We start from the raw sequence: 25,218 nt of genomic DNA on the forward strand, positions 1-25,218 counted from the left end.
CAAAAAGATTCCTTTTGCAGCTCGGAATTTAATTTGCAGTAAACAGGGAGACCAAAGCTTTCGTGTATCAATTTACATATATAATCCAAATCGTCTATTTGATCTGCCAAGGACATGGATGACACCTCGATTTTGTACAATTTATATATATAACTTACCATACATGGAGTCGGATGTATGCGATAATCCTAATGTAAGTGCTTTCAAGCAAGCATTTTTTAAGGGGGAATTTTATGGCATCAATTGAGATGACTGAGAAAACGGTCGCCAATGACGGCGAACATCCAAAGCTTAAGATAAGCGAAAAGATTGCGCTTGTTGTCGGAAGCGCGCCGAATACGTTCCATTATCAAATCATTCAAATGTATTTGCTGTTTTTCTACACGGACTTTATGAAAATCGACCCGGCTTTTGTAGCCGCATTATTTCTCATGATTCGTTTTGTCGATGCGCTAATCGCGCCTTTATTCGGCGCATTGTTGGATAAAATCAGAACGCCGTGGGGGAAATACACGCCCTGGTTTTTAATTTTGGGCGTTCCGTTCGGGATTTCCGGATGGCTAACCTTCACGGTTCCCGATATGAGCGAGACCGGAAAGCTTGTCTATGTCGTAGTGACGTATACGATTTATAGTCTTTTCGCCTCAATTATCACGATTCCAAGCAATGCAGTCGTACCTGCCGTGACCAAAAGAATCGAGGAACGAATCTCAATTGCTCAGCTAGGCTTCTTGTTCATTCTGATTGGAGCTTTGATTGTTCAAGTAGGCACCGTGCCGCTATATAAAGCTTTAGGCGGTGGAGACGATGCCAAGGGCTTCTCGATCTTAATGGCTGCGGCGGCAGTGATGACGATTGTAATATCCGTCTTTCAATCGGTACGAGTGAAGGAAAGGTATGTTCTAGCCGTAAATAAAGATCAGAAAACGCCTTCGTTTAAAAAGATGATCGCTGCGACGTTCACGAACAAATATGCCGTCATTTTATATGTGTATTTGTTCGCCGGTTCTATCTCTTCCGGTATTCGGTCCGGCGTTCAAATCCATTTTTATAAATATTTTTTTGAGAACGAAGGATTGATGGCCATTGTTGGAATCGTTGTTTTGATTCCAACTCTCGTCGGAGTCGCATTCAGCCAAAGGGTCATCAGACGGTTTGGACTCAGAAACACGGTGCTGGCTGGCGTGATCGTCGGATTGGCTACATGTCCCGTCTATTTATTCATCCCTGCCAATAATGTTGGTCTCCTGATTTTTATTGCCATTTCGGTTCTCACTGCTTTAATCGGCGGGTTTGCCAGCCCTGCTCAAGGCGCTATGATGCCCGCTGCGATCGATTATACCGAATGGAAGAGCGGTCTGAATTTAAATGCATTTATGAGCTCGTTCAACGGATTTATCCAAACCTTTGCAACAGCTATATCCGGAGCGATCGCAGCCGGCGCGCTGACGGTTATCGGATATGTTCCGGGCGTGGAGCAAAGCGAGGCAACTCTTTTTGGCTTCAAGGTATTGGTAGGCGTTCTGCCCGCCGTTTTCGGCGCATTTGCGATATGCATGTACTGGTTTGATCTTACGGAAAAGAAACAAGCCCAAATATCTCAAGAACTTGCGGAAAGAAGGAAAAAATAATGTCCATACATGAAAACGAAAAAGCAAACAATGAAAATTTGTTATACGACGGTCAGCAGGATCCACAGTTCCAACATCCCTATGTGGATATCGATGAATGGCGGGATGAGCCTGTGCGCCATCGTTACATTCACGGCGGATTCGAGGGCAATGATACCCGGTTTTCGTTCTACTTCCCACCTGCGGAAAGTTATGAGAGACGTTTCTTTCAACCCGTCTACCCGGTTCAGGGCAGTGAGGACGCAGCCCAAAGCCATATTGACGGCGTGGACAATAAAATTGGTTTTGCCATTTCCCGCGGTGCCTATTTGGTAGAAACCAATATGGGCGGAGCGTCCGATGATTTTACCCTTGTGTATCGCGCAAGCGCCGCAGTCGCGCTATATTCCCGGGTCAAAGCGGCTGAGTTGTTCGGCTCTCACCGCCCTTACGGTTATATTTACGGCGGCAGCGGCGGCGGGTTCAAAACGATGAGCTTCATCGAAAATACGACAGGCGTTTGGGACGGCGCAGTGCCGTTCGTCATCGGAACACCTATGGCGATTCCGAATGTGTTCACGGTACGCGTACACGCGATGCGAATTCTGGGGGATAAGTTCCCTGCGATTATTGATGCTCTTGAGCCCGGCGGCAGCGGGGATATGTATGCCGGATTAAATGATGAAGAGAGACAAGCGCTTGAAGAAGTAACTAGAATGGGATTCCCGCCTAAGGCATGGTTTGCCTATAAAGAAATTGGAGATGGAGCGCTGACGGTACTATCTCCCGCTGTTATGAGGATGGATCCGTCTTACTTTGAGGATTTTTGGACCGTTCCCGGATACCTTGGTCATGATCCCGTTAGCTCGGCTTCCAGAGCGCGTCTTCAACATAAGACAATTGTGTCGGAGGTCATTCGTCCGAGACAGAAAGAGGTTTCGAATTCTGAAGCAGCAGTGAAAATGGGAGTCGACGACGCGTGGAAAATGCTTACGCAAGGTCAGGAGTCCATACCTTCCTTTAAGCTGGCCGATGTGCCAGAAGGGGATGCCTATCTGGATGGAGCTTATATTCAGATTACGAGCGGCGAGGCTGCCGGTCTGAAAATTCCTCTTGGCGGGATCAACGGAAACATCGTCACGGTTGGAGCGGCATTCGGATTTTTCACATCCGTTCAGACCTTGGAGCTAGTGAAGCCAGGCGACGAGATCGTGCTCGATAACTCGGACTATATCGCTCTTCAGACGTACCACCGTCACCAGGTTCCGACCAGCGATTATTCGGTGTGGGATCAGTATCGGGACGACAACGGCGAGCCGTTGTATCCGCAGCGTCCATTCCATGTCGGGCCTGCTGTTTCTTTCGGCGGGGCAGGCTCTGTTCAAAGCGGCCGTTTCGAAGGGAAAATGATTGTCGTGCAAACGTTAATGGACGAGAGTGCGTTCCCTTGGCAAGCCGACTGGTATAGAACGAAGGTCAAACAATCCTTAGGGGAAAAGCTGGATGATCATTTTAGACTTTGGTTCGTTGACCACGCTTTGCATGCCGATACGAGCTCGAACCATGTTTTAGACGGACTCCACATTGTCACGTACATCCCTGCTCTGCATCAGGCGCTTCTCGATTTGAGCGCTTGGGTAGAAAGAGGGGTTAACCCTCCTGCGAGCACGAACTATCAAGTTGAAGAAGGACAGGTTGTCGTTCCGTCCACAGCCGCAGATCGCAGAGGCATTCAGCCTGTCATTTCTCTCAAGGCCAATGGCGGCGATCGGGCGGAGGTTTCGGTTGGCGAAACGGTCTACTTCAAGGCAGAGATCGAGGTTCCGCCGAATACGGGTGAAGTCGTATATGCGGAATGGGATTTTGAAGGGGAAGCAACCTTTCCGATCGATGCCAACATTAGCCGCGTCAATGAAGTAGGATCACAAGCGGTGGTAGAGGCAACCTACACCTTCGACAAACCAGGAACTTATTTCCCGGTATTGCGCGCTGCGTCGGACAGAGAAGGCAATAGCGGTGACTTGTATACGCAAGTGATGAATCTGGCTCGAGTTCGAGTCGTGGTGAAATAACCCGCAATTTGAACAATATTAACAGGGGAGCTGCTCCAAAAGCAGCTCCCCGTTTTTGTCTATTTTCACACAACCTACGATGCGGCGCGGAAGCGGTGATATACATCACATAAACCTTGAGATAGATCATCGACAAGGTTACAGCTCTCCCTTATACTGGTAAGAAAATCGTGGAGGTGCCTATGTACAAGATTTTAGTCGTTGATGACGAGCCGAGAGTGAGCATCGGCATCCGAAACTTTCTGCTGGCATCGGATCTCCGCATTTCGAGTGTGGAAGTAGCTTTGAACGGGTTTGAGGCTGTTGATTATTTGCGTATGGAGCAATTCGACTTAGTATTGACCGATATCCAGATGAGCCGGATGAGCGGAATTGAGCTGATGGAGACGATCTACATGGAGCAGCCCAATCTGCCAGTTATCGTCATATCCGCACATGAGAAATTCGACTTTGCCAAGAAGTCGCTTCGATTAGGAGCAAGGGACTATCTAGTAAAGCCCGTGGAAGAGGATGAGCTGCTTCTTGTCGTCCGCCGCGTTCTAGTGGAGAAGGAAGAAATCGGCAAGCAATCGCTGGAGCGTTCCATTCAGGAGCAAGGGAAGAACGCATCCGATCCGGGACGGCGTCGTGAAATATTGATGGAATTGGTCACGGAGCGGGGGTTGTCGAAGAAAGAGCTTGACGACCTGGTGGCAGAGCTAGCAAACGAGCTCAAAGGACCGTACTTCGGCGTCATCTCCGTTCGTCTCGATCTTAGCCAAGGCGGCTTCAGTAAACGTGAAGTGATGCTTCAAGATCGTAAGCTGCTGAAGTATGCAGCCTTGAATATTTTTGAAGAAAGCTTATCCGAATGGAACGGATTAACGTTGAACGGCTTCGGCAACGAGTTGATCGGAATCATTCAATTAAATGATCAGGACTCGTCGGGACGATTCCAGCCTTTGCAATCGCAGCTTCATCTGATCGGCCAATTCGTTTCGGTGAACTTTAAGCAATATTTGAACGTGAATACAACAATCGGCATGAGCAGTCTGCATTCCGATGTAACGCTGCTGTCCAGACTAATGGAAGAAGCTCATACGACTGCGGAGTGGAAGAAGCTTCATCCCGAACAAACGGTGTTCTATTATGAGGATATCGCCGCACAGGACAGCCTGAACATGGTGGAATGGATGAAGAAGGTGGAACAATTCGTGCAGCTTATGAAGGGGAACAGTGAGGACCGGCTGTCTCTTCATGTTCAGGATGTTGTCGGACTGCTGAAGGAGCTTGGTCATACGGAAGAACTGCTTAACAGCTATTGCGGCATGCTGGTCTATCGCATCTATGGCCTGCTGCTGGAATACGGGCAGGGCAACGGAACGACCCTGCGCAGGTTCGATCCGGATGTCTTCTTCCGAGATCTGCCTTTCGCAAGCAAGATCGAACGTCTTGTTCCGTACATGGAAGCGGCCGCCCAAGCAATGACCGATATGGCACGGGAGCGGGAGCGAACGATTCTTGCAAGAATTACAGGGTATATCCAGAAGCATTATCATAATCCTGCGCTCAAAATCCAAGATATTGCCAGCGAGGTGCATTTCAGCTCTGCCTACTTGGGTTATTTGTTCAAAAGAGAGACGAAGCAGAATGTTTGGGACTTCGTAACGGAGCTTCGGATGGAGGCGGCCAAATATTTGCTCGCAACGTCGGACAAGAAGCGGTATGAAATCGCATACGAAGTCGGCTACGAGTCTCCAGAGCATTTCAGCCGAATGTTCAAACGTTATACGGGGATTAGTCCGGCAGATTATCGCAAAGGGTCGGGAGGCGTGTCTGACTGAAGCTAAAATATAAAGTAACGCTTGCGTTCGTTATGTTCATCATTGGCCCCTTTTTGATTGTCGGTTGGATCTCGGCCTATAAGGCGGAGGAGTCGATGCAGGATGAGCTTGGGCGCACGATGCTCCAGCTTGTGAAGCAGAATCATGCAACGATAGCGAAATCGATGTCTGCCGTGAACAATAAAACGACTACGTTTCTCGGCAATCATCTATTTGATCTAGCAGGACAAAACAAGTTCTGGCTGAATATCGAAACGTTAGGTCAAATCAATAGCGCGGACAGTATATTGGAGCGCTGGTCCTCGGATGGAATGGGATATACGCTATTTATGATCAATACAGAAGGAAAACGTACATTAATTGACCTGTCCAATAAAGAAATGGGCTTCAAGTATCTCGAAAACGATAAAACCAAAATGCCCGCATGGGCCGAGCAGGCGATTGCCAAACGCGGGGCTGGCGTATTCCGTTTAATGCGTTCGTCGGAAGGCGCCACGAATGTCAGCTTTATTAGAAGTATTTTGAATGCCCAAAATTATAATGACGTCATCGGATTTCTGGTCGTCTCCCACCTGGAGGTGCAGTTAACGAGAGACATGTTGTCTGTGCAACTTCCGGATCATTCCGGCATTTTTTTATTTAATGACAATAATGAATTGCTCATGAAAGCCGGTTCAGCCGAATTACCTGAGGGGAGCCTATCCAAACTGGCACACAAGGAGGATTCGGGATACAACTTCACGAGTCAGGGGGGGAAGCGCTGGCTTTACGCGTACTCCTACGAGCCCGAATATGACACACGTCTTGTTTATCGCGTTCCGCTGGATTCGATATCGAGCAGCCGAACGGAGTTTCAGTGGGTCATTATGATTTTATCTTTTATTTATCTGGCTTTCGTACTGCTGTTCGTCCTATATTTGCTGAGGATTATCGTCAAACCTTTGTATAGCTTGGTATCAATCACGAAAATATATGAACCGGGCGTCCCGCTGGACGTGGGCGACGGTCGCGAACTGCTCCGTTCGGACGAGTTCGGCATATTGTATGGCGCGTTCTTGCGAATGACTAGAAGGCTGGATCGTTCGTTCGAGGAGAACTACCTGATGAAGATTCAGCAAAAGGAAATGGAGCTTGCGACGCTCCATTCGCAGATTACTCCGCATTTGCTGTATAACACGCTTGATTCCATCTATTGGTATGCCGTTGACAAGGGCAATAAGGACGTTGGGGGAATGGTCAAGGATTTGTCCAAGCTGCTGCGAATAGGCCTCAGCAAAGGGAAGTCAATGATTCCGATCGGCGAGGAAATTGAGCATGTGCAAGCCTATAGCCGTCTGCAGATGAAACGGTATCCTAACAACTTTGAAGTATATTGGGACATTGAGGAAGGCGTGAAAATGTACACGACGCCGAAGGTTATTTTGCAGCCGCTCGTGGAGAACGCGATTTTCCATGCCGTGAGCAGCATGGACGGGGAAGGTTCGATATGGATTCGAATCCGCACTGTACAATCCGGGATCGAGATGACGGTCGAGGATAACGGCTTTCTTCCGGTAGATATGGACAGATTGGATCGTATTACTAGAGGAGAGCTTACGGACAAAGGCTACGGCATTCGAAATGTCCATCAACGCATTCAATTGCACTTCGGTGACGCGTTCGGACTGCGTTACACCCGCCGAGAAGGCGGTGGCGTCTTGGCGGTAATCCATTTGCCGATGCAAGAGCATATATCTATTGATTCTAGCTCCGGCGCATAGCCGGAGTTTTTCTTTTCCCACTCTTTATAAGTTGAATAAGCGCTGTGTACAAACGAGCGAAGTAAGAGAGATGAATCTGGAGAAGCGCCAGCGATCGGAAGATCATCCCTTTTTCGCAGCTGTTCATCGTTCAGTATCTCTCCTCAATTACATCACGCAGCCGCTGGAATAGATCATCGTAATAGATGACGGGCTAACCTATACTGAAATTAATCGAGAGGAGTGAGAGCAGGTGAAGGAGAGAGAAGGGGTCGCATATTTCATCCATTCTCTATGGAAGTTCAGGTTTCTGACGATCATGCTTATTCCGACGCTTATCGTATTGATCGTTAACAACTACATGCCGATGTTCGGGGTGTTTATTGCATTCAAGGATATTAATTATATCGACGGTATTCTCGGAAGTCCTTGGGTCGGATTCGACAATTTCGAGTTTCTGTTCACATCCGGTTCGATCTGGAGAATTACGCGCAATACGGTGCTGTACAGCTTGGCCTTTATGGTAGTCAATACTGTGATATCCGTAGCGATCGCAGTCGCCATCAATGAGCTGCGCGGACGAATGGCCAAAACGTATCAAACGTTTCTTATCATGCCGTACTTCCTGTCCATGATTGTCGTCAGCTATTTAGCCTACGCTTTCTTGAATCCGGATAAGGGCTTCATGAATGCCTCATTCTTGGAATGGTTCGGATTGGATTCCGTTTACTGGTATTCGGAGAAAGCGTACTGGCCGTATATTCTCATTTTCATTAATGCTTGGAAAAATGTCGGCATCGGCGCGGTCATCTATATTGCGGCGATAGCGGGCATCGACAACGAATATTATGAAGCCGCCGTGCTTGACGGAGCAACCAAATGGCAGCAAATCGTTCATATCACGCTGCCGTTAATCCAGCCCATAATCATCATATTGACTATTTTGTCAATGGGAAGCGTATTCAATACCGACTTTGGGTTATTCTACCAAGTCCCTATGGATTCGGGCGCGTTGTATCCAGTTACGGACACGGTCGACACTTATGTCTATCGCGTGCTGATCGAGCTCAACGATATCGGAATGTCGTCCGCTGCAGCATTGGCGCAATCCGTATTAGGCTTCATTCTCGTCCTGCTGACCAATTCGGCGGTACGCAGAATCAACCCCGATCAAGCTTTGTTCTAGATTATGACATGAGGTGAAACCGATGAGCATTCCAATTACCCGGCGGGAGAATACGATCTCTCCTGTCGCCAATACTTTGCTAAACGCCGTATTTATTATTCTATCGTTACTGTGCGTGTTGCCTGTTATTCTAGTCGCTATCGTATCCGTTACCCATATCGATAGTCTAGTCAATGACGGATACCGCTTTATCCCTAAGCAATTATCGTGGATTGCTTATGAAAGCTTGTTCAAGGATTATGGGACGATCGTAAGAGCTTACGCGGTCAGTATCGGGATTACCGTTGCGGGAACGGTTTTAAGCGTCATTCTAATGGCGATGTACGCGTATCCAATCTCTCGCCAGGACTACCCGTTCCGCAATTTTTTCACCTTCTTCCTGTTTTTCACGATGTTGTTCAACGGCGGGGTGGTGAGCAAATATATCGTGTTCACGCAAGTTCTGAATTTGCTGGATTCGTACGCGGCGCTGCTGCTTCCGCTGCTCATTATTCCGTTTAACGTCATCATTATGCGGACGTTCTTTCAATCGACGATTCATCCGGCGCTGATTGAATCCGCGAGAATCGACGGAGCGGGCGAATTCCGAATCTTTGCTCGGATCGTTCTGCCGCTGTCGCTGCCCGTCATGGCTACGATGGCGCTTCTCGGCACGATTTTATTCTGGAATGATTGGTTCAACTCGCTCTTGTTCATTCGTTCCGAAGACAAATATCCGCTGCAATACTTGATGCTGCGCGTGTTGAACGACGTTCAGTATTTGCGATCGAACGTGCAGCTGGCCGCGCAAAACCCGGAGCTCATGAGCAATCTGCCGGATGAATCGCTGCAGATGGCGTTAGCGGTCGTATGTATGGGTCCGCTTCTGCTTATTTACCCGTTCTTCCAAAAATATTTCGTCAAAGGCCTTACCGTCGGCGCCGTGAAAGGTTGACCGACCTGCGAGAGATAGTCCCGGTGCAGCGGACGAAAGTCCCGGAGCCGTCAACTATATTAATATTCCAATTGGAGGGTTACGAGCCATGAGACAAAGAAAGTCATTCCCGGTTATGCTTGCAACGCTGCTGGCGGTCATGATGGTACTGCAAGCCTGCTCGTCGGGCGGCAGCAAGAACGCCGACGAGAAGAACGATGCAACGGCAAACGAGCAGAGCAATTCACCGAGCACGGAAGAGGCAACGAACAAGCCGGCCGAGGCTGAGCTTAAGCCTTACGAAGTATCCATCGTATACTTCGGAACGCCGGAAGCCGATGTTGCGCTCGTAGAAAAGAAGCTTAACGAATTTTTCAAAGAAAAAATCAACGCCACCGTCAAGCTCCAGCCTATCGCCGCCAGCGACTATCAGAATCGAACCGAACTGATGATGAATACCGGCGAAAAAATGGATCTAGTGTTCTCGACGTCATGGCTGAATTACTTCGGCAACGTGACGAAGGGCGCTTTCATCGAGCTCGACGAGCTGCTCGATAAGCACGGTCAAGGCATCAAAGATACGCTTCATCCGCTCTATCTGGAAGCGCCTCGCATGAAAGGGAAGCTGTACGCAATTCCTACGAACAAAGAAATTACGCAAGGGCAATCATTCACATATCGGAAGGACATCGTCGACAAGTATAACATTCCGATCGAAACGATTAATAAATGGGCCGATCTGGAGCCGTGGTACGAGAAAATGAGCAAGGAAGAGCCGGGGCTGACGAACCTATTCCTCGCCGGTGGAAATGGAAATTCAGGCGGCGGCATTCATATGATGTTCGAGACGAACTCCAATTACCGGCCGATCGGACCGACACCGGGCAAGACGCAGATGTTCCTTGTCGATTACACAGCTTCCGAAATGAAAGTGAAATCGATTCTTGAACCTGAGCTTGTCGATATCAATAAAAAAGAGTTCGAGCTGTTCCGGAGCTATTACGAGAAAGGCTATATCAACGCGGATGCAGGCACGAGCAAGACGAACGCAGCCGACCTGAGACGCCAAGGCAAGCTATGGATGTCGTCTGGCGTATGGAAGCCGGGGTCGGACATCGAAGTGAAGATCGCCGACAATAACCAATTCGATTATGTGTCGCATGTCGTGACGGAGCCGATCGTGACGACGGACCTCGCTACCGGCTCTATGTTCTCCATATCGAGAACGTCCGAAGATCCGGAGCGGGCGATGATGGTGCTGAACTACTTGCATACCGATCCTTACGTAATCAATCTAATCGTGCACGGCATTGAAGATAAACATTACAAGAAAGTCGGCGATAACCGCATCGAGCCGATCGCCGATTCCGGCTACGGAGCGTCGGCGCTGTTCTGGGTAATCGGCAGCCAAATGCTGAACTACTTGAAGCCGGGCCAGCCGGATGATCTCTATACCAATTGGAAGAAATTCAATGATGAAGCGGTGCGTTTCCCGTTGATGGGCTTCGTCTTCGATGATTCGAATGTAAAAAATGAAATTTCCGAACTGACGGCAGTCGTTACGGAATACAAAATTTTGGGTACGGGCGCCGTTGCGAATCCTTCCAAAATGATCGACGAGCGCAACGGAAAGCTGAAGGCTGCAGGCATCGAGAAGGTACAGGCCGAGCTGCAGACGCAAATCGACAAGTGGTGGGCAGAAAATAAATAAGTTGGAATGAAGGGAAACGCATAACGTGAAACCGGAAAATCTAATCTACACGTTCGTTAGCTACGCGACGCATGTCGACCAAAGCTGGGGGCATGGGATTGCGATAGACGGCATCGATCGGACGGCGGAGCTTGCTCACAAATACGGCATTCCGGTCACATGGATCGTCAATGCCGGCTCCGCTCCGGTGCTGGCCGAGCGCATTATCCGTTGGCATGAGCAATACGGAGACGATGTTATTCTTCAGACGCCGTTCTATGCCGATGAATCGGAGCATTCCAGGGCGAGATTAAAGCGAGCGCTCGAGGAAGGATGGGCCGTTCTGCAGGAGACGTTCCCATGGGCGAAGACGAAGGTCGTCGTGCGAGGCAACATTTATAAGGAGTTTATCGAGGTGGCGGAGGAATTGGGCTTCCAGGGGATATGGGGATATTGCTGGGAGCAGGTCTGGTGGGATGACATTACTCATAAAGGCGTCCCTTGGGGCTCCTGGTACATCGACAGCGGCCGGTTCAAAGCGCCGCATCCCGGCAAGGGGAAGCTCGTTGCCAGCGAATGGACGGCCCGCGATTTGCACGCGACGTATCATTCAGGCAGCCCTTGCATCTACTCTACCGATCCGAATGACGTGCTCCGCGCAGGGCTTTGCACAGGCGATAATATCGAATATTGGAAAAACCTGTTCCATAACTATTTGGACAATACGGCGCATAACGAACAGGTTTATTTTTTGCAGCAGCAGGAAAGCCACGAGATGGAATACACCGAGCGGTTCGCCGTCTATCCGGCTTCGCATGTGGAGGAATGCGCCGGCATGCTCGATCTATTTTTCGACTATATCACGAAGTACCCGATTACGCTGACGACGCTCCCGCAGACGATCGAAGCTTATCATGCGCGCAATGAAGTAACTGCTCCCGTATATATGCTGACCCGCGATACGGCTGTCCGTCCCGAAGTCAATGCGTATACGATGACGCTCGGCGGCACGGCTGCAGGGCCGTGGCCAGACACGTTCCACTATTATGACCGCCATTGCCAAATGGCGTTCGTAGAAGGATCGTGTACGCCGGATCGTTTGCGCAATTACGTTGGCAAAGGCGACATGAGCAGTGAATTCGAGGAAGACGTGCCGCCGGCGTTCGTTAGCGGCTACATGAAGACCGACGATGAGATTCGCATGACGTTCGAGATTGGATATTGGCCTCCCATGCCGTTCGGACTCGTCTATTGGGATGATTTGAAGGAGTATGAGGTCCGCGCCTGCACGGCAGGAACGGAGGCGAAGCTGATCCAAGACCGGCTCGTCTTTCTGCGATTGGATTTAACGGGAGTCCCGGAGAAGGTAGAGCTTACGCTCAGAAGGAGAGTCGATCATGGTTAGCACCGGAAAAACGATTTTGTTTCAAGGAGATTCCATTACCGACGCGGGAAGGCCAAGGGAAGCGGGCCAAACGACGTTAGGTCAGGGCTATGTCAATTTGATCGCGGGCAAGCTCGGTTACGAGTTCGCGGAATCGCGCCATCGCTTCTTGAACAGAGGCGTCGGCGGCAATCGCGTCTCCGATCTTTACGCAAGATGGAACGAGGATGCGATCTATCTTCAGCCGGATATCATCAGCATTCTAATCGGCGTCAACGATGTGTGGCGCATCATGCACAAGCTGCCGGAGGGGGCCGTCGACCGATTCGAACGCGCATACCGGCATTTGCTTGACGAGACGAAGGAAGTCATGCCGAATACGGAATTGATTTTATGCGAACCTTTTATTCTGCAAGCCGGGGTAGCGGCTGAGGAGTGGCGGCAATGGCGAAGCCATTTGGACGGATACAGGGGTATCGTCGCGTCGCTCGCCAAGCAATACGATGCTCTCTTCGTTGCGCTGCAGGAGCCGTTCGATCAAGCGGCGCTCCGCACGGAGCCGTCATATTGGATAAGGGACGGCGTGCATCCGACCGCGGCCGGCCATGAGCTGATGGCCAGGGAATGGATCCATGCCGTGCAGAATAGTAAGCTTGCCATAACCTAGCTAACCCAAAACGTACCGTCTCATTACGTTCGATTTCGGAACGCTAATGAGACGGTTTTGGCATTCAGGTTATAAGAATGCAGATTAGTTTGACGCGGCCGTAATCATCCACGAAACGCCGTATTTGTCCGTTAACTCTCCGTAATAGATGCCGAAGGGCTGACGCTCGATCGGATGTTTCACGTTACCGCCGACGGCGAGCTTGCCGAACGCGTCGCCGGCCTCCTGCTCGGAGTAGAACTCGAGCGCAAGCGAAAGGCCTGTTCCCCGTGTGAATGGCTCGATAGCATCTGCCATGAAGATGGCATGTCCGCCTGCAACCATGACGCATAGGTGCATCACCTTATCCTTCAGCTCATGCTCTGCGCCCATTAGATCTCCGTGCGTGGCGACAGACACGATCTCGCCTCCAAGCGATTGCGCGTAGAATGCCGCTTGGCTTCTCGCATCCTCCGAAATAATATACGGCTTCAAGCTTCCCATGTTCATTCATCCCCCTCAATAGTTAGGTTCCTATCATCCTTTTTAATAGACACAACCAGGTAACTCCCGAGTCGATTAGCGGCTATGTTGGATTCCCGCAGTAACTTTTGCGTTTTTTTGCGTCGAGTAAAGCTATATTGGATATGTGCACTAACTTTCCGAGTACTCACCCAAAAATATCCATTTAAAAACGAAGTTAATGCTATAATCCAGTATAGCCTCGCTGACCAGCATATATCGAACAAAGTTATTGCATAAATCCAACATAGCTCATCTGGGTCGGTATCATCGTACACGCAAAGGGACTCTCGAAGCTCCTTATCATCTAATTCCCTACCTCAAAGGTTTAACCTTCTACAATGTCGTTATACTTCTCGGAAATTTTCGTCCAGTCCGGATGCTGCCGGTCGCTGCTATCGAGCAGTTCCAACAGCCTGCCATCGATCGCCGGATCAACGGAGGCATTCCGATGAATCCCGATATCCAGTGCAACGAGCAGTAGCTTCGCAAGATCCAGCCCTTCAAGACTCGTGGAAAGCAGATCCGCCGGGAAAAACTTCACCAGCATTTTGTGCGCGGCCCCGGTATCCTCCTTGGAGTACATCAGATCGTACAGAATCGCAAAATGTTCCGCATATTCCGCTTTCTCGATGGCTCTGAAGAAGACAGGATCTTTCACTTCCGCATTCGGCGTTCCGATAAAGAGCGTATTGCCGCCCATATCGGTCACTATAAATCTTCTGTCTTCCTTCAAGTCTTTCAGTTTGGATATGCGCGGAACACCCGTACGAGGGATTTTACCAAGCGCTTGTTTCAATCCGGTAGAGAACGCTTCGTGTACCGCATTTACATCATCCACTTTCAAATAACACATACTTGGATTTTCGGCCGGCAACGTTCGTTTGCTGCCATAGAAGTGAATTTCAATGGATCCATATTGCACGACGGCATAAGGATTCGGGCGAGTGTACAACTGAACGATGGTGAATCCGAGGTTTTCGTAAAAGGCGACCTGTTCCTTTATGGACGGACACGGTAAAATAGGAATGATTTTATCCATTAGCGTTCAACTCCTGCCGGGGGATTTAACTTACAACCTTATCGTACAACATTCATGCAAATGATAAGGTTTGGAGAAAATGCAGGCACTAAGAAAGAGGGGATGGCATGAAACGAAAAAGCATCCGAATGCGCTTAATGCTGTTAATGATTCTGCTCGCTACGCTTCCGGTATTGATCGTGACGCTTATTGCAACCGTTAACACGCGAAACTCGGTCGAGGAAGAGATCATTGACGCCAATCTATCGCGGATCGAATGGTCCGAGCAATATTTGAACGAACTTATTGAGCAGATCGATATTCTGTTTTATTCGCTGCAGATCAATCAAGAGCTGGTGTCCGGTCTGGATGATACGGATAACCCCGATGTCAGCGTGCAGTACCGGTCGCTGAATCATATTCGCGAGGCGCTATCGTCGCAGTTCTACACCAATTCCCGCAAAATCGATGAGTTAACGCTTTACATGCATGAAAGCCAAAAAGCGATTACCGTCGATTTTTCCGATAACGGAACCGTCTATCCGTTGACCATCGACGATACCGCTTGGAAGCGGCTGCTGCGCGAGCCGATCAACATCTACTTTAAGCAAACGAATGAAGGCATCTATGCTTATCATAGCATTAACCGGTTCGAGGACCGAATGCTTCTAGGCGGCATCGGCGTTCGAATTAACCGCGACGTATGGCAGCAGGTCAGCCATATCCTGCAGTCGGAGGCGGAGAGCACGGTGTTTCTGCTCAATGACGAAGGAGAGACGCTATCCGGCTCAACGGTATCGGAGCAGACGGACGACATTCGCGCGCTTCTTACTGACCAGATGCTGAGCGGCAACGATGAGAAGTATATCGTAGAGGGCGGTTACTTCTTCTTTATCAAAAAAATTGCCGGCGGCCAGCTCACGATCGTCAAAGCAATTCCGTTCTCGACCGTATCGGAAAGCGCGAGGCCTACGATTGTCGCAGGCGTGCTGATCGGAGGATTTTTCGTTCTATTGTCTCTGCTGCTCTCTGTATTGTTCTCGCTCCGAATTACGCGTCCGATCATCGGACTCGCCAAGTCGATGCGCCATGCTCATGTCAGCAACTTCGAGCAGCATTCCATTCAGAGCCAAGATGAAATCGGGCTGTTGGAGCGGGGCTATAACGCGATGATGGGAAGAATCAAAGAGCTGATCGAGGTGGAGTATCAGCAGGAGATCGAGGTGAAGAAGGCGCAACTGTTAGCGCTGCAAGCTCAGATCAATCCGCATTTTTTGCATAATACACTCCAATTGATCGGGGGCATGGCGTTATCCGTTAATGCGGTTAAGATTCACGAGATAACGCTCGTCGTCGGCGATTTGCTGCGGTATTCCATCAGCACCGACGGCGAGCTTGTGAAGCTGGACGAAGAGCTTCGACATATGCGCAACTATATTTTCATCCAGGAAAATAGGTTCTACGGCCGCTGCCAAGTGGGGTTGGACGTGGACGAGCAGGTGCTTGCCAGTCAACTGCCGCGGTTCACGCTGCAGCCTATCGTAGAGAATGCTTTCGAGTACGGCTTGCAGCCGAAGCGAGGAAGCTGGCATCTCTTTATTCGCATGAAGCGGATTCGGAATCGATGCGTATTCATCGTCGTGGATCAAGGGATCGGCATTGTGCCGGAGCGGCTGGAGGAAATCAGAGATCGGCTCAAAGGCCGCATCACATTGAATACAGAACAACAGCAGCCTACGGGGACGGGGAGAAGAAAAGGCGTCGGCCTCCATAATGTGAATGCGAGAATGGTGCTTCAATTCGGCGATAAACATCGTATGCGCGTGTTCAGCAAAGCCGGCGAGGGAACGATGATCGTCATCAGCTGGCCCTATGTCAATACGGGAGAGGAGTTTGGTGGGAATGCTGAAAGTGTTGATCGTGGATGATGAGCCTTGGTCCAGAGCGGTCATTAAGTCGCTTGGTGCTTGGGATCGTTACGATATGGAAGTGATAGCGGAGGCGGAGGACGGCATCGAAGCGCTGGAGATGATGCAATCGTTCAACCCGGAAGTCGTCATTACCGATATGCGAATGCCTGGGCTCGAGGGGGTCCGACTGCTGGATGCAATGAGAAGCGGCTTCCCGGAAGCGTCGATTATCGTCATGAGCGGATACGATGATTTTGTTTATTTGAAGCAAGCAATCCGCTCTAAGGTTATCGAATATATGCTGAAGCCGATCCGCGCCGAGGAGTTGAATGCCGCATTATCGCTTTGCGTAGAGGAATGGCAGCGCAGGCGCGCGGCAGCCTCACCGGTACTATTCATGGATGAGAAGCTGCTCACGCATTATATGGCGTACCGGCAGCGGATTTACGACCACTTGGTCAGCCTGAACAAGAAGGCGTTGCTAGAGGAACTGGACAAAATGGGACGCGAGCTCGAAAACGCAGTTCCGGAGCAGCAGTTCGGGGCGATGGCCGAACGGGTATCTCGCGATTTATTGCTGATGGCCGAAGAGACGACGAACAGCACGAACGAAATCGCCGGTTTGGAGCTTCCTGTTGCAACCGCTTGGTCCACAAGAGAAGAACTCGTTAACGGTCTCGGCGACGTATACGGTCAGGTCATTGGGGCGATCATGGAATATCAGAAAAACCGGGTTAAGCTCGATATCGGCGAGGTAGAGGCCTACTTGGCTAACCACTTCCTAGAGACGCTGTCGCTGGAGAAGCTGGCCGCGCATTTTCTCGTGACGAAGGAGCATTTAAGCAGAGCGTTCAAGGCGGCTGCCGGCGAAACGATAACTGAAAGAATGATAAGGCTGCGCATGGAGAAGGCCAAAGGGCTAATCAAAGATCAGCAGGCAACGATTAAGGATGCGGCGGAGCTGTGCGGCTACAAGGACCTCGCCTATTTCTACCGGGTATTCAAAAATCATTTCGGAATAACGCCGGGCGAGCTGCGGGGCGAAGAGAGGTAGCACATCAATATTGTACAATTCGCCATGTTAATACGCTGGAAAGACTTGAATTCCTATTTCCTCTACACTGAGAGTGCACTCAAACGAAAGGGGTAATAGAAATGAAGAAAGCGCTTTATATCGTACTTTCACTTATGCTTGTCGCAACGCTTGCATCGGCCTGCGGCTCTAACTCGGCGAACTCCGGAGGCAATTCCGGCGAAGGAACGAGCGATTCGCCCAAGAAAGTCGAACTGAAAGTATTCATGAACTTCCCTCGCTTTAAGGAGCAGTTCGACAGCTACTTCGACCAATTCAAGGCGAAGGAGCTTGCCGAGAAAAACATCGATGTCACGATCAAGCTCGAGATGCCGAATCCTGACCAAGCGAAGCAAATTTTGGAGACGCGCATGGCTTCCAATGACGCTCCCGACGTATTCACGCTCCATGCGATCGCGGATGTGCCAAGGTATTACAAAGCGGGCTACCTAAGCGACATGTCGGATCAACCGTTCGTATCCAAGCTGTACGACAGCGTGAAGCAAACCGTTACGCATGACGGAAAAGTAGTCGCTTTGCCGATGGAGAGCTTATCGTGGGGATATCTCTACAATAAGACGATATTCAGCGACTTAGGCATTACGCCTCCGCAGACGATCGACGAGATGAAAGCCGCTATCGAGAAGCTTAACGCGGCTAACATTAAACCGTTCGAACTATCGTTCCAAGAGTCGTGGATTCCGCAGCTGATGATGGCTTTGTCCCTCGGAGGCATTGTATCTTCAGAGCATCCTGATTGGGTCGAAAAAATGAACAAAGGCGAAGCTTCGTATGGTGACGTGCAAGATGTGTTCAACATTATCGATCTCATCATGGCGAACGGAACGGATAAGCCGTTCGAAGTAGGAAGCGCCGCGGGATCTACCGACTTCGCGAATGGCAAAGCAGCGATGTGGGTGCAAGGTCCATGGCAAGCCGAATCGATTCTGAAAGCGAATCCGGACATGGAATTCGGCGTAGCTCCATTGCCTGTAAGCAATGATCCGAAAGGAACGATGATCAACCTGGCGACTTCGACTTCTCTTGCCGTCTCCCCGACCAGCAAGAACAAGGAAGTTGCGCTGGATCTCGTCAATTATATTCTCGACGACAAAGATTCCTCCGCTCTGTTCGAGGAACTGAAGTTCAATCCGGTTGCCGAGCAGCATAAATACGACACGTACCCATGGGTGACGGAAGCGAGCTCGTATGTATCGCAAGGCAAAGCTTATCTAGACCTGTCGCTGCCGAACGGCGTAACCGACGAAACGGCGAAGCTGCTTCAAAGCTATTACGCGAAGTCGGTAAGCAAAGAGGATATGATCAAGTCGCTCGATAAGACTTGGGCGAATGCGCTGAAAGCAGGCCAGTAACGGATGAACGGTTGGGAGAGTGAGAAAATTGCATAGGACCAAACATCGTAAGAAGACACTCATCCTGCTGGCCTTCGTACTTCCTGCTTTATTGTTGTATGCCGTATTCATGCTCGTTCCCGCGATCGGCGGGGCATGGTACAGCTTTACGGACTGGAACGGACTGAATCCCACCTATAACTGGGTGGGGTTCTCCAATTATGTCGAGGCGCTGACGCAGGATTCCTTTTTTGTAGATTCGGTTTGGTTTACTTTGAAATATGTCATAGCGATGGTTGTGCTGCAAAATGTTTTGGCTGTCTTCCTGGCGGTATTGATTGAGTCGCGCGGGCGCAGCAAAGGCTGGTTTCGGACGATCTTCTTCATGCCGAATATGATCAGCATGATTATCGGCGGGTTCATGTGGTTGTTTATTTTCACCAAAGCTTTGCCTTATATCGCGGAGCATGCCGGAATGTTGTTCCTCGATCGTTCGTGGATCGGCGATCCGACCTATTCCTTCTACGCGATCGTTATCGTCTCGTTATGGGGAGGCGTTGGTTACCTCATGGTCATCTATATCGCATCCCTGCAGGGCGTCGCCCAATCGCTGAAGGAGGCCGCAGCCATTGACGGGGCTAACGGTTGGCAAATCTTCCGCAATATTACGCTGCCGATGATTTATCCGGCGGTGACGATCGGTATATTCGTCACGTTAAACAATTCGTTTAAGGCGTTCGACGCGGTATTCGCGCTCACCGGAGGCGGACCTGGACGATCGACGCAGGTCATTGCGCTTAATATTTTCGAGGAAGCGTTCAAAATGAGCGGCCGGTACGGCTACGCAAGCGCGAAAGCAATGATTCTGTTCCTTGTAGTCCTCATCATTACGCTGGTACAGCTAAGAATCATGAAGCGGAAAGAGGTGGAGGCATGAGGAACGGTTCGAGACGTTTGGCGTTCTCCATAATCGTCTGGGTTGTGCTTGTGCTAGGGGCTTGCGTGACGCTGTTTCCGATCTATATGGGCATTCTTAATTCCTTGAAGACGGAAGGGGATATGATGAACAACATCCTGTCCATTCCCGCGCAATTCGAGTTCGGCAATTATAAGGATGCGTTCGAGAAAACGAATTATTTGCGCAGCTTGGGCAATACGGCGCTTGTATCGGTTGCCGGGCTGGTCGGCATTATCGTATTCTCATCGATGGCCGGGTATAAGCTGTCGCGAACGCCGGGCAAGCTGAGCACGTTTTTGTTCAATTTGTTCGTCCTATCGATGCTTATTCCGTTTCATTCAATCATGATCTCCTTGAACCGCGTATCGATGGCGCTCCAGGTGCAAGGCACATTGGTCGGCTTAAGCATGATCTATGTCGGGCTCGGCGTATCGATGGCCATCTTCTTGTATCATGGCTTTGTGAAATCGATTCCTCGGGATATCGACGAAGCGGCGGTTATTGACGGCTGCGGAGAATTGCGATTGTATGTTACGGTCATCTTGCCATTATTAATGCCAATTACGATGACGGCGGCCATTCTGAATCTGCTATGGATGTGGAACGACTTCCTGCTTCCGCTTCTTATGCTGTCCGATTCGGATCAATATACGCTGCTGTTATCGATCAATATGTTATTCGGGCAGTACGGGAACAACGACTGGGCGGCTATTTTGCCGGCGCTCGTACTCACGATGCTGCCAGTCATCGTCGTCTATCTATTGCTGCAAAAATATATTCTTAACGGCGTAGGCGACGGGGCGGTTAAAGGTTAAACGTGATGTGGAGAGGTGAGTTAGCGGTGAATTTTGATCAAAGGGAAGTTAACGGTTTCCTGTATGCGGACGGAAAGAAACTGAGAAACGGCGCGGGCGAGGAATTGCTGCTTCGCGGCGTCGGACTCGGAAGCTGGCTGCTTCCCGAGGGCTATATGTGGAGGTTCCCGGAGAAGGGTGATCGGCCTCGCCGTATTGAAGCGATGATCGCGGAGCTGATCGGCGAAGAAGATGCAGTACGTTTCTGGCAAACGTACTATGAGAACTATGTCGCGGAAGCTGATATTCGGCGCATGGCCGAGGAGGGCCTCAATTCGCTGCGCATTCCGATCAATGCGCGGTTTCTTGCGAGAGAAGGCGTATCGGAGCCGGAGTGGCATGACGAACATTTGGCGATGCTCGACCGTATCATTGGCTGGTGCAGAACGTATCGGATCTATGCGATTCTTGATCTGCACGGCGCGCCGGGCGGGCAAACGGGAACGAACATCGACGACTCGGAGAATGATCTACCGGAGCTGTTCACCGATGAACGGAACAAGCGGCAAACGGTAGAGCTATGGCGCATGCTTGCCGAGCGCTATAAGGATGAGAGGATCGTTGCTGGCTACGATTTGCTCAACGAGCCGCTTCCGAATTGGTTCGCGCAATATAACGACCAAGTGATGCCGCTATATGTCGATATCATTAATGCCATTAGAGAAGTCGATAGCAAACACCTCATTATATTGGAGGGCGTGCATTGGGCGACGGACTGGTCGATCTTCACGACGCTGCCGGACAATAACGTGCTGCTGCAATTCCATAAGTATTGGAACAATCCCGAATCGGAGAGCATCCAGACCTACCTGGACAAACGGGACGAGCTGAACGCGCCGCTGTTCATGGGCGAAGGCGGAGAGAACAATAAGGACTGGTACACGGGAGCGTTCCGGTTGTTCGAGGATCACGACATTTCGTGGAACTTCTGGACGTGGAAGAAGCTGGACACGACGAATTCGCCTTGTTCGGTGAACTTGCCGGAAGGTTGGCACAAGCTGGTAGCCTATTTGGAAGGCGGTAGCAAGCCGGAGGCTGCGGAGGCGCAGGCGATTCTTGATGAATATTTGAGTAACTTATTAATCGAGAACTGTACATACCACGCCGATGTTGTTTCTTCGTTATTCCGCCGGTTGCCTGTACGTATCCCCGCCATCTTCTACGGGTATAAGGGCGAGGGCGTGAGCTTCGGCCGTGCTTCTTCGGATAAGGCTGCCGAGGGCATTGCCGGTTTCCGCTCGAATGACGGTATGACGTTCCGTTTCGTCGACAGCGAGCGCGTCGAGGCTAACTTCCAGCATGGGCAAGGCCAGGAATGGCAGCCGGACGAATGGCTGTGCGTCGAGCTGGCAGCCGGTGATTGGGCGGTGTATGAATTCACGACAGGAGAGCAGACTGCTGGTTGGACTGCGGAGCTTATGGTGCGGCTAACGGATGAAACCGCCAAGCTATACGTAGCGCTCGATCAAGTGGATATCGGCTGCATTAGCGGTCAAGCTTTGGAGTGGAGGACAGCGACAGTTAGCAGCGGAGCAGCGGTAGAGCCCGGCCTTCATAGTCTGACGATCCGTGCGGAGAGCGGTCCTGTGCAGATTCAATGGTTGAAGCTGTCGTCGGTGTAGCGGTGTACAACATGTCCTGATGTTCACCCTGGCTCTTTGTTTGATTAATGCGCTCCAACCGCCTAGCAATAGAAAGAACACGTTAAGCTAAGGCGACAGAGTAGATAGAATAGGATGGGTAATCCATCCTATTCGCACAAACTAGGTTACTCGAGGGGCAATAGGATGGGAAACACAGCTTATGGTTGTTGAAAACGACGGTTATGTGGGGAGCAGGCGACATAGTAGATAGAATAGGAAGGGTGATCTATCCTATTCGTACAAACTAGGTTACTCGAGGGGCAATAGGAGGGGAAACACAGCTTATGGTTGGTAATACTTCCCCCATATTCAATGAACCGGCTGATACTAACGGGAGGAAATCCTGTTATTATTACGAAGACGAACAAAAAAGGAAGAACGCCGGAGACTCCTCTGATGAACAGGGGAATCTCCGGCGTTTATTGTTTAGTAGTAGTTGTTTAGTGAGCCTGACGAGGGATCGCCTTCGTCTTCTTTTTGCCTGCCGTGCTTTCCTGTTCCTTCAACTGTGCAAGCAGCTTATCGCCTTCCACGTCGAGGTTCGGAAGCGACTTATCGAGCCACTTCGGCAGCCACCAGGCTTTATCGCCGAAGATCGCCATAACAGCAGGAACAAGCGCCATACGGACGAAGAAGGCGTCGATCAGGATGCCGATTGCCAAAGCGAAGCCGATTTGCTTGATCATAATGTCATGGGCGAAGATAAAGCCTGCGAAAACGGACACCATGATGATGGCGGCAGCTACGACGACTCGGGAAGCTTGGTCGTAACCGTGAATGACGCTCTCCTTGCCGTGATGTCCATGAACGTAGGATTCGCGCATGGAACTGACGAGGAACACTTGGTAATCCATCGCGAGTCCGTACAGAATGCCGGTAACCAGAATCGGCATGAAGCTGAGCAATGGTCCGCCTGTGTCGAAGCCGAACAGGTCATGTACCCACCCCCATTGGAATACAGCTGTCGTAATCCCAAACGTAGCGAGTACGCTGAGAAGGAAGCCAACCGTCGCTTTGACCGGTACGATGATCGAACGGAAGACGAGCAGCAAAATGATGATAGAAAGAATGACGATAATGCCGACGTAAAGCGGGAATACTTCAGCCAGCTTTGACGACATATCGATATTGATAGCGGTAAAGCCGGTCACGCCAATCTTAACGTCATGCGACTTCGCCATGCTGGAATCCGTGTCGCGAAGTTCTTGGACCAAATCTTTCGTCTCTTTGTCCGTTGGTCCAGTCTTCGGAATAAGGCTGATGATAGCCATATCGCCGGTTTTGTTGACGCCCATCGGGGTTACGACCGAGACATTCTCATGCTGCTGGAGCTCCTGAACGAGTGCGCCCAGTGTCTCCATTGTAATGGCGCCAGAGGAACCTTGCGGCTCAGCGACTAAGAGCAGCGGGCCGTTGAAGCCCTCGCCGAAACCATTCGAGATCGCGTCGTAGCTTTGTCTTGCTCCCGTATCTAAGTTCGCAGTCGCACCGGAGGGAATACCCATCTCCATCTTCGTGACAGGAATAGCGGCTGCACCGAGAATGACGATGACGGCAACGACGATAGCCCAGCGCCCCTTGACGACTGCCGTTACCCAGCGGTGTGCGAATCCATTAGGATTTGTATTCGAGTGGCTGCTGACTTTCGCGCGCGCTTTGGCCGAGCAAATGCGTTCGCCAACCAGACCGAGCAATGCCGGCAGTAGGGTCAAAGCAACTAATACATTGGCAAGAACGGCAATAGCGGCAACAAGCGCCATGGCGGACAAGAAGCCGATGCCGATTACAAGCATGCCGCACAAGGCGATAATAACGGTTAAGCCTGCGAAAAACACGGCGCTGCCCGCGGTGCCGACCGCTCGGCTCGCCGCTTCCCGAGCGCTAAGTCCTTGCTCGAGAATCATGCGACGCTGACGGTTCACGATGAACAACGAATAGTCGATGCCGACGGCGAGTCCGACCATCAAAGCTAGAACAGGCGTCATGTCGGTCATATTGAAAAATTTCGAGAAAGCAAATGCTCCGCCTACGCTGATGCCTACGCCCATAAGCGCGGTCAGAAGCGGCAAGCCTGCAGCAACGACCGAACCAAGCGTCATGAACAACACAACAGCAGCAACAGCTATGCCGATCGCTTCAGTAGAACCGATTGCAGGCTTTGTAGAAAGCGAGTCGCTCGGAAGTGCGGTTATGCCAGCCTGCTCGACGGCAGTTACCGCATCGATGACTAAATCAGGCACCTCTTCGGGCAGCGACATTTGCTGAACAGTGAATTGGAATTGGAACAGGGCGACGCTGCCGTCCGATGCAATCATGACGCCAGGCACCGGAGCGCCGTCTATCATCATTGGGCCGTATGGAGGCAATTCACCGGTCGCTCCTTGAGCGCCTTCGGCTGCTGCTTCACCTTGCGCGGCCTGGCCGCCTTGCGAAGCGGCGTCAGTCATTGATGCTCCTGCTTGCGCGGCTAGTTCAATCGGATTAATGACATAATCAAGCGTGTACACTTTATTGACGGCTTCGCTGATCGCGTTCAAGCGCTCTGCCGTGTCAAGGCTTTCGCCTTCGGGAGAGGTAAACACGATGCTGGCCTGCCCGCCAGAAGCTTCCGGCAGCTCGGCCGTCAACTGGTCTAACACCTTCTGTGATTCGGTGCCCTCGATTTTCATATCGGAGGTGACATGGATGCCGTTGACTCCTAGCATAGTTAGCACAATTCCGAGGATCGCGATCCAACTGACAATAAAATACCATGGTTTGGAATAGGCAGCTTTGCCCATTCGGTACAGGAAAGTGGACATACGTTAGCATTTCTCCTTTGTT

At 50.6% G+C, this 25,218-nt stretch carries 19 protein-coding genes; 16 read left to right on the top strand and 3 right to left on the bottom strand.

The window, feature by feature from the left end; all coding sequences use genetic code 11:
- Positions 1-233: 233 nt before the first annotated feature.
- From V8F51_RS18315 to V8F51_RS18355, 9 genes are all read left to right on the top strand, one after another.
- A complete protein-coding gene (locus V8F51_RS18315) occupies positions 234-1,631 on the top strand; it encodes an MFS transporter (protein WP_337101802.1) in 1,398 nt (465 codons plus the stop codon).
- On the top strand, positions 1,631-3,682 hold the full coding sequence (locus tag V8F51_RS18320; RefSeq protein ID WP_337101804.1) for a hypothetical protein: 2,052 nt from the start codon (positions 1,631-1,633) through the stop codon (positions 3,680-3,682). The genes V8F51_RS18315 and V8F51_RS18320 overlap by 1 nt, the downstream gene beginning before the upstream one ends.
- A 182-nt stretch (positions 3,683-3,864) precedes the next feature.
- Positions 3,865-5,505: a response regulator transcription factor gene (locus V8F51_RS18325; RefSeq protein ID WP_337101805.1), complete on the top strand. Its 1,641-nt coding sequence runs from the start codon at positions 3,865-3,867 to the stop codon at positions 5,503-5,505.
- Between the two features lie 53 nt (positions 5,506-5,558).
- Entirely contained in the window at positions 5,559-7,265 is a 1,707-nt protein-coding gene (locus tag V8F51_RS18330) for a sensor histidine kinase (RefSeq protein WP_337101806.1), read from the top strand.
- A gap of 232 nt (positions 7,266-7,497) precedes the next feature.
- Positions 7,498-8,430, top strand: a complete 933-nt coding sequence (locus V8F51_RS18335) for an ABC transporter permease (RefSeq protein ID WP_337101808.1) — start codon at positions 7,498-7,500, stop codon at positions 8,428-8,430.
- Between the two features lie 22 nt (positions 8,431-8,452).
- A complete protein-coding gene (locus V8F51_RS18340; protein WP_337101809.1) occupies positions 8,453-9,364 on the top strand; it encodes a carbohydrate ABC transporter permease in 912 nt (303 codons plus the stop codon).
- 88 nt (positions 9,365-9,452) lie between these two features.
- Positions 9,453-11,054: an ABC transporter substrate-binding protein gene (locus V8F51_RS18345; protein ID WP_337101810.1), complete on the top strand. Its 1,602-nt coding sequence runs from the start codon at positions 9,453-9,455 to the stop codon at positions 11,052-11,054.
- 25 nt (positions 11,055-11,079) lie between these two features.
- Complete coding sequence (locus tag V8F51_RS18350) at positions 11,080-12,438, top strand: hypothetical protein (RefSeq protein ID WP_337101812.1); 1,359 nt, start codon at positions 11,080-11,082, stop codon at positions 12,436-12,438.
- A complete protein-coding gene (locus tag V8F51_RS18355; RefSeq protein ID WP_337101813.1) occupies positions 12,431-13,084 on the top strand; it encodes an SGNH/GDSL hydrolase family protein in 654 nt (217 codons plus the stop codon). Before V8F51_RS18350 ends, V8F51_RS18355 begins: the two co-directional genes overlap by 8 nt.
- Before the next feature lie 84 nt (positions 13,085-13,168).
- Here V8F51_RS18355 and V8F51_RS18360 read toward each other — a convergent pair whose 3' ends face one another.
- Positions 13,169-13,567, bottom strand: a complete 399-nt coding sequence (locus V8F51_RS18360; protein WP_337101815.1) for a VOC family protein — start codon at positions 13,565-13,567, stop codon at positions 13,169-13,171.
- Positions 13,568-13,913: 346 nt separating this feature from the next.
- On the bottom strand, positions 13,914-14,627 hold the full coding sequence (locus V8F51_RS18365) for a hypothetical protein (protein WP_337101816.1): 714 nt from the start codon (positions 14,625-14,627) through the stop codon (positions 13,914-13,916).
- A 107-nt stretch (positions 14,628-14,734) separates the two neighbouring features.
- On the opposite strand from V8F51_RS18365, the gene V8F51_RS18370 reads away from it, so the two are divergent.
- From V8F51_RS18370 to V8F51_RS18400, 7 genes are all read left to right on the top strand, one after another.
- Entirely contained in the window at positions 14,735-16,534 is a 1,800-nt protein-coding gene (locus V8F51_RS18370) for a sensor histidine kinase (protein ID WP_337101817.1), read from the top strand.
- Positions 16,509-17,570, top strand: coding sequence for a response regulator transcription factor (locus V8F51_RS18375; protein ID WP_337101818.1), 1,062 nt, complete (start codon positions 16,509-16,511; stop codon positions 17,568-17,570). The genes V8F51_RS18370 and V8F51_RS18375 overlap by 26 nt, the downstream gene beginning before the upstream one ends.
- A 101-nt stretch (positions 17,571-17,671) precedes the next feature.
- Positions 17,672-18,961, top strand: coding sequence for an ABC transporter substrate-binding protein (locus V8F51_RS18380; RefSeq protein ID WP_337101819.1), 1,290 nt, complete (start codon positions 17,672-17,674; stop codon positions 18,959-18,961).
- Between the two features lie 28 nt (positions 18,962-18,989).
- A complete protein-coding gene (locus V8F51_RS18385; RefSeq protein ID WP_337101820.1) occupies positions 18,990-19,877 on the top strand; it encodes a carbohydrate ABC transporter permease in 888 nt (295 codons plus the stop codon).
- On the top strand, positions 19,874-20,713 hold the full coding sequence (locus V8F51_RS18390; RefSeq protein WP_337101821.1) for a carbohydrate ABC transporter permease: 840 nt from the start codon (positions 19,874-19,876) through the stop codon (positions 20,711-20,713). Before V8F51_RS18385 ends, V8F51_RS18390 begins: the two co-directional genes overlap by 4 nt.
- A 26-nt stretch (positions 20,714-20,739) precedes the next feature.
- Positions 20,740-22,374 (top strand): glycoside hydrolase family 5 protein, encoded by a 1,635-nt coding sequence (locus V8F51_RS18395; protein WP_337101823.1) that lies wholly within the window; start codon positions 20,740-20,742, stop codon positions 22,372-22,374.
- Positions 22,375-22,707: 333 nt separating this feature from the next.
- Entirely contained in the window at positions 22,708-22,839 is a 132-nt protein-coding gene (locus V8F51_RS18400) for a hypothetical protein (protein ID WP_337101825.1), read from the top strand.
- Here V8F51_RS18400 and V8F51_RS18405 read toward each other — a convergent pair.
- Positions 22,836-25,196, bottom strand: coding sequence for an MMPL family transporter (locus tag V8F51_RS18405; protein WP_337101826.1), 2,361 nt, complete (start codon positions 25,194-25,196; stop codon positions 22,836-22,838). The two genes, V8F51_RS18400 and V8F51_RS18405, sit on opposite strands and share 4 nt — an antisense overlap.
- Positions 25,197-25,218: the final 22 nt, after the last annotated feature.

Source organism: Paenibacillus sp. YIM B09110, assembly GCF_037167145.1.
Taxonomy (GTDB): domain Bacteria; phylum Bacillota; class Bacilli; order Paenibacillales; family Paenibacillaceae; genus Pristimantibacillus.

What these genes read in the sequence shown, in the direction of transcription:
- V8F51_RS18315 (WP_337101802.1), top strand. Translation starts at nt 234, where the DNA reads ATGGCATCAATTGAGATGACTGAGAAAACGGTCGCCAATGACGGCGAA.
- V8F51_RS18320 (WP_337101804.1), top strand. Translation starts at nt 1,631, where the DNA reads ATGTCCATACATGAAAACGAAAAAGCAAACAATGAAAATTTGTTATAC.
- V8F51_RS18325 (WP_337101805.1), top strand. Translation starts at nt 3,865, where the DNA reads ATGTACAAGATTTTAGTCGTTGATGACGAGCCGAGAGTGAGCATCGGC.
- V8F51_RS18340 (WP_337101809.1), top strand. Translation starts at nt 8,453, where the DNA reads ATGAGCATTCCAATTACCCGGCGGGAGAATACGATCTCTCCTGTCGCC.
- V8F51_RS18345 (WP_337101810.1), top strand. Translation starts at nt 9,453, where the DNA reads ATGAGACAAAGAAAGTCATTCCCGGTTATGCTTGCAACGCTGCTGGCG.
- V8F51_RS18355 (WP_337101813.1), top strand. Translation starts at nt 12,431, where the DNA reads ATGGTTAGCACCGGAAAAACGATTTTGTTTCAAGGAGATTCCATTACC.
- V8F51_RS18360 (WP_337101815.1), bottom strand. Translation starts at nt 13,567, where the DNA reads ATGGGAAGCTTGAAGCCGTATATTATTTCGGAGGATGCGAGAAGCCAA.
- V8F51_RS18365 (WP_337101816.1), bottom strand. Translation starts at nt 14,627, where the DNA reads ATGGATAAAATCATTCCTATTTTACCGTGTCCGTCCATAAAGGAACAG.
- V8F51_RS18370 (WP_337101817.1), top strand. Translation starts at nt 14,735, where the DNA reads ATGAAACGAAAAAGCATCCGAATGCGCTTAATGCTGTTAATGATTCTG.
- V8F51_RS18375 (WP_337101818.1), top strand. Translation starts at nt 16,509, where the DNA reads ATGCTGAAAGTGTTGATCGTGGATGATGAGCCTTGGTCCAGAGCGGTC.
- V8F51_RS18380 (WP_337101819.1), top strand. Translation starts at nt 17,672, where the DNA reads ATGAAGAAAGCGCTTTATATCGTACTTTCACTTATGCTTGTCGCAACG.
- V8F51_RS18390 (WP_337101821.1), top strand. Translation starts at nt 19,874, where the DNA reads ATGAGGAACGGTTCGAGACGTTTGGCGTTCTCCATAATCGTCTGGGTT.
- V8F51_RS18400 (WP_337101825.1), top strand. Translation starts at nt 22,708, where the DNA reads ATGAACCGGCTGATACTAACGGGAGGAAATCCTGTTATTATTACGAAG.
- V8F51_RS18405 (WP_337101826.1), bottom strand. Translation starts at nt 25,196, where the DNA reads ATGTCCACTTTCCTGTACCGAATGGGCAAAGCTGCCTATTCCAAACCA.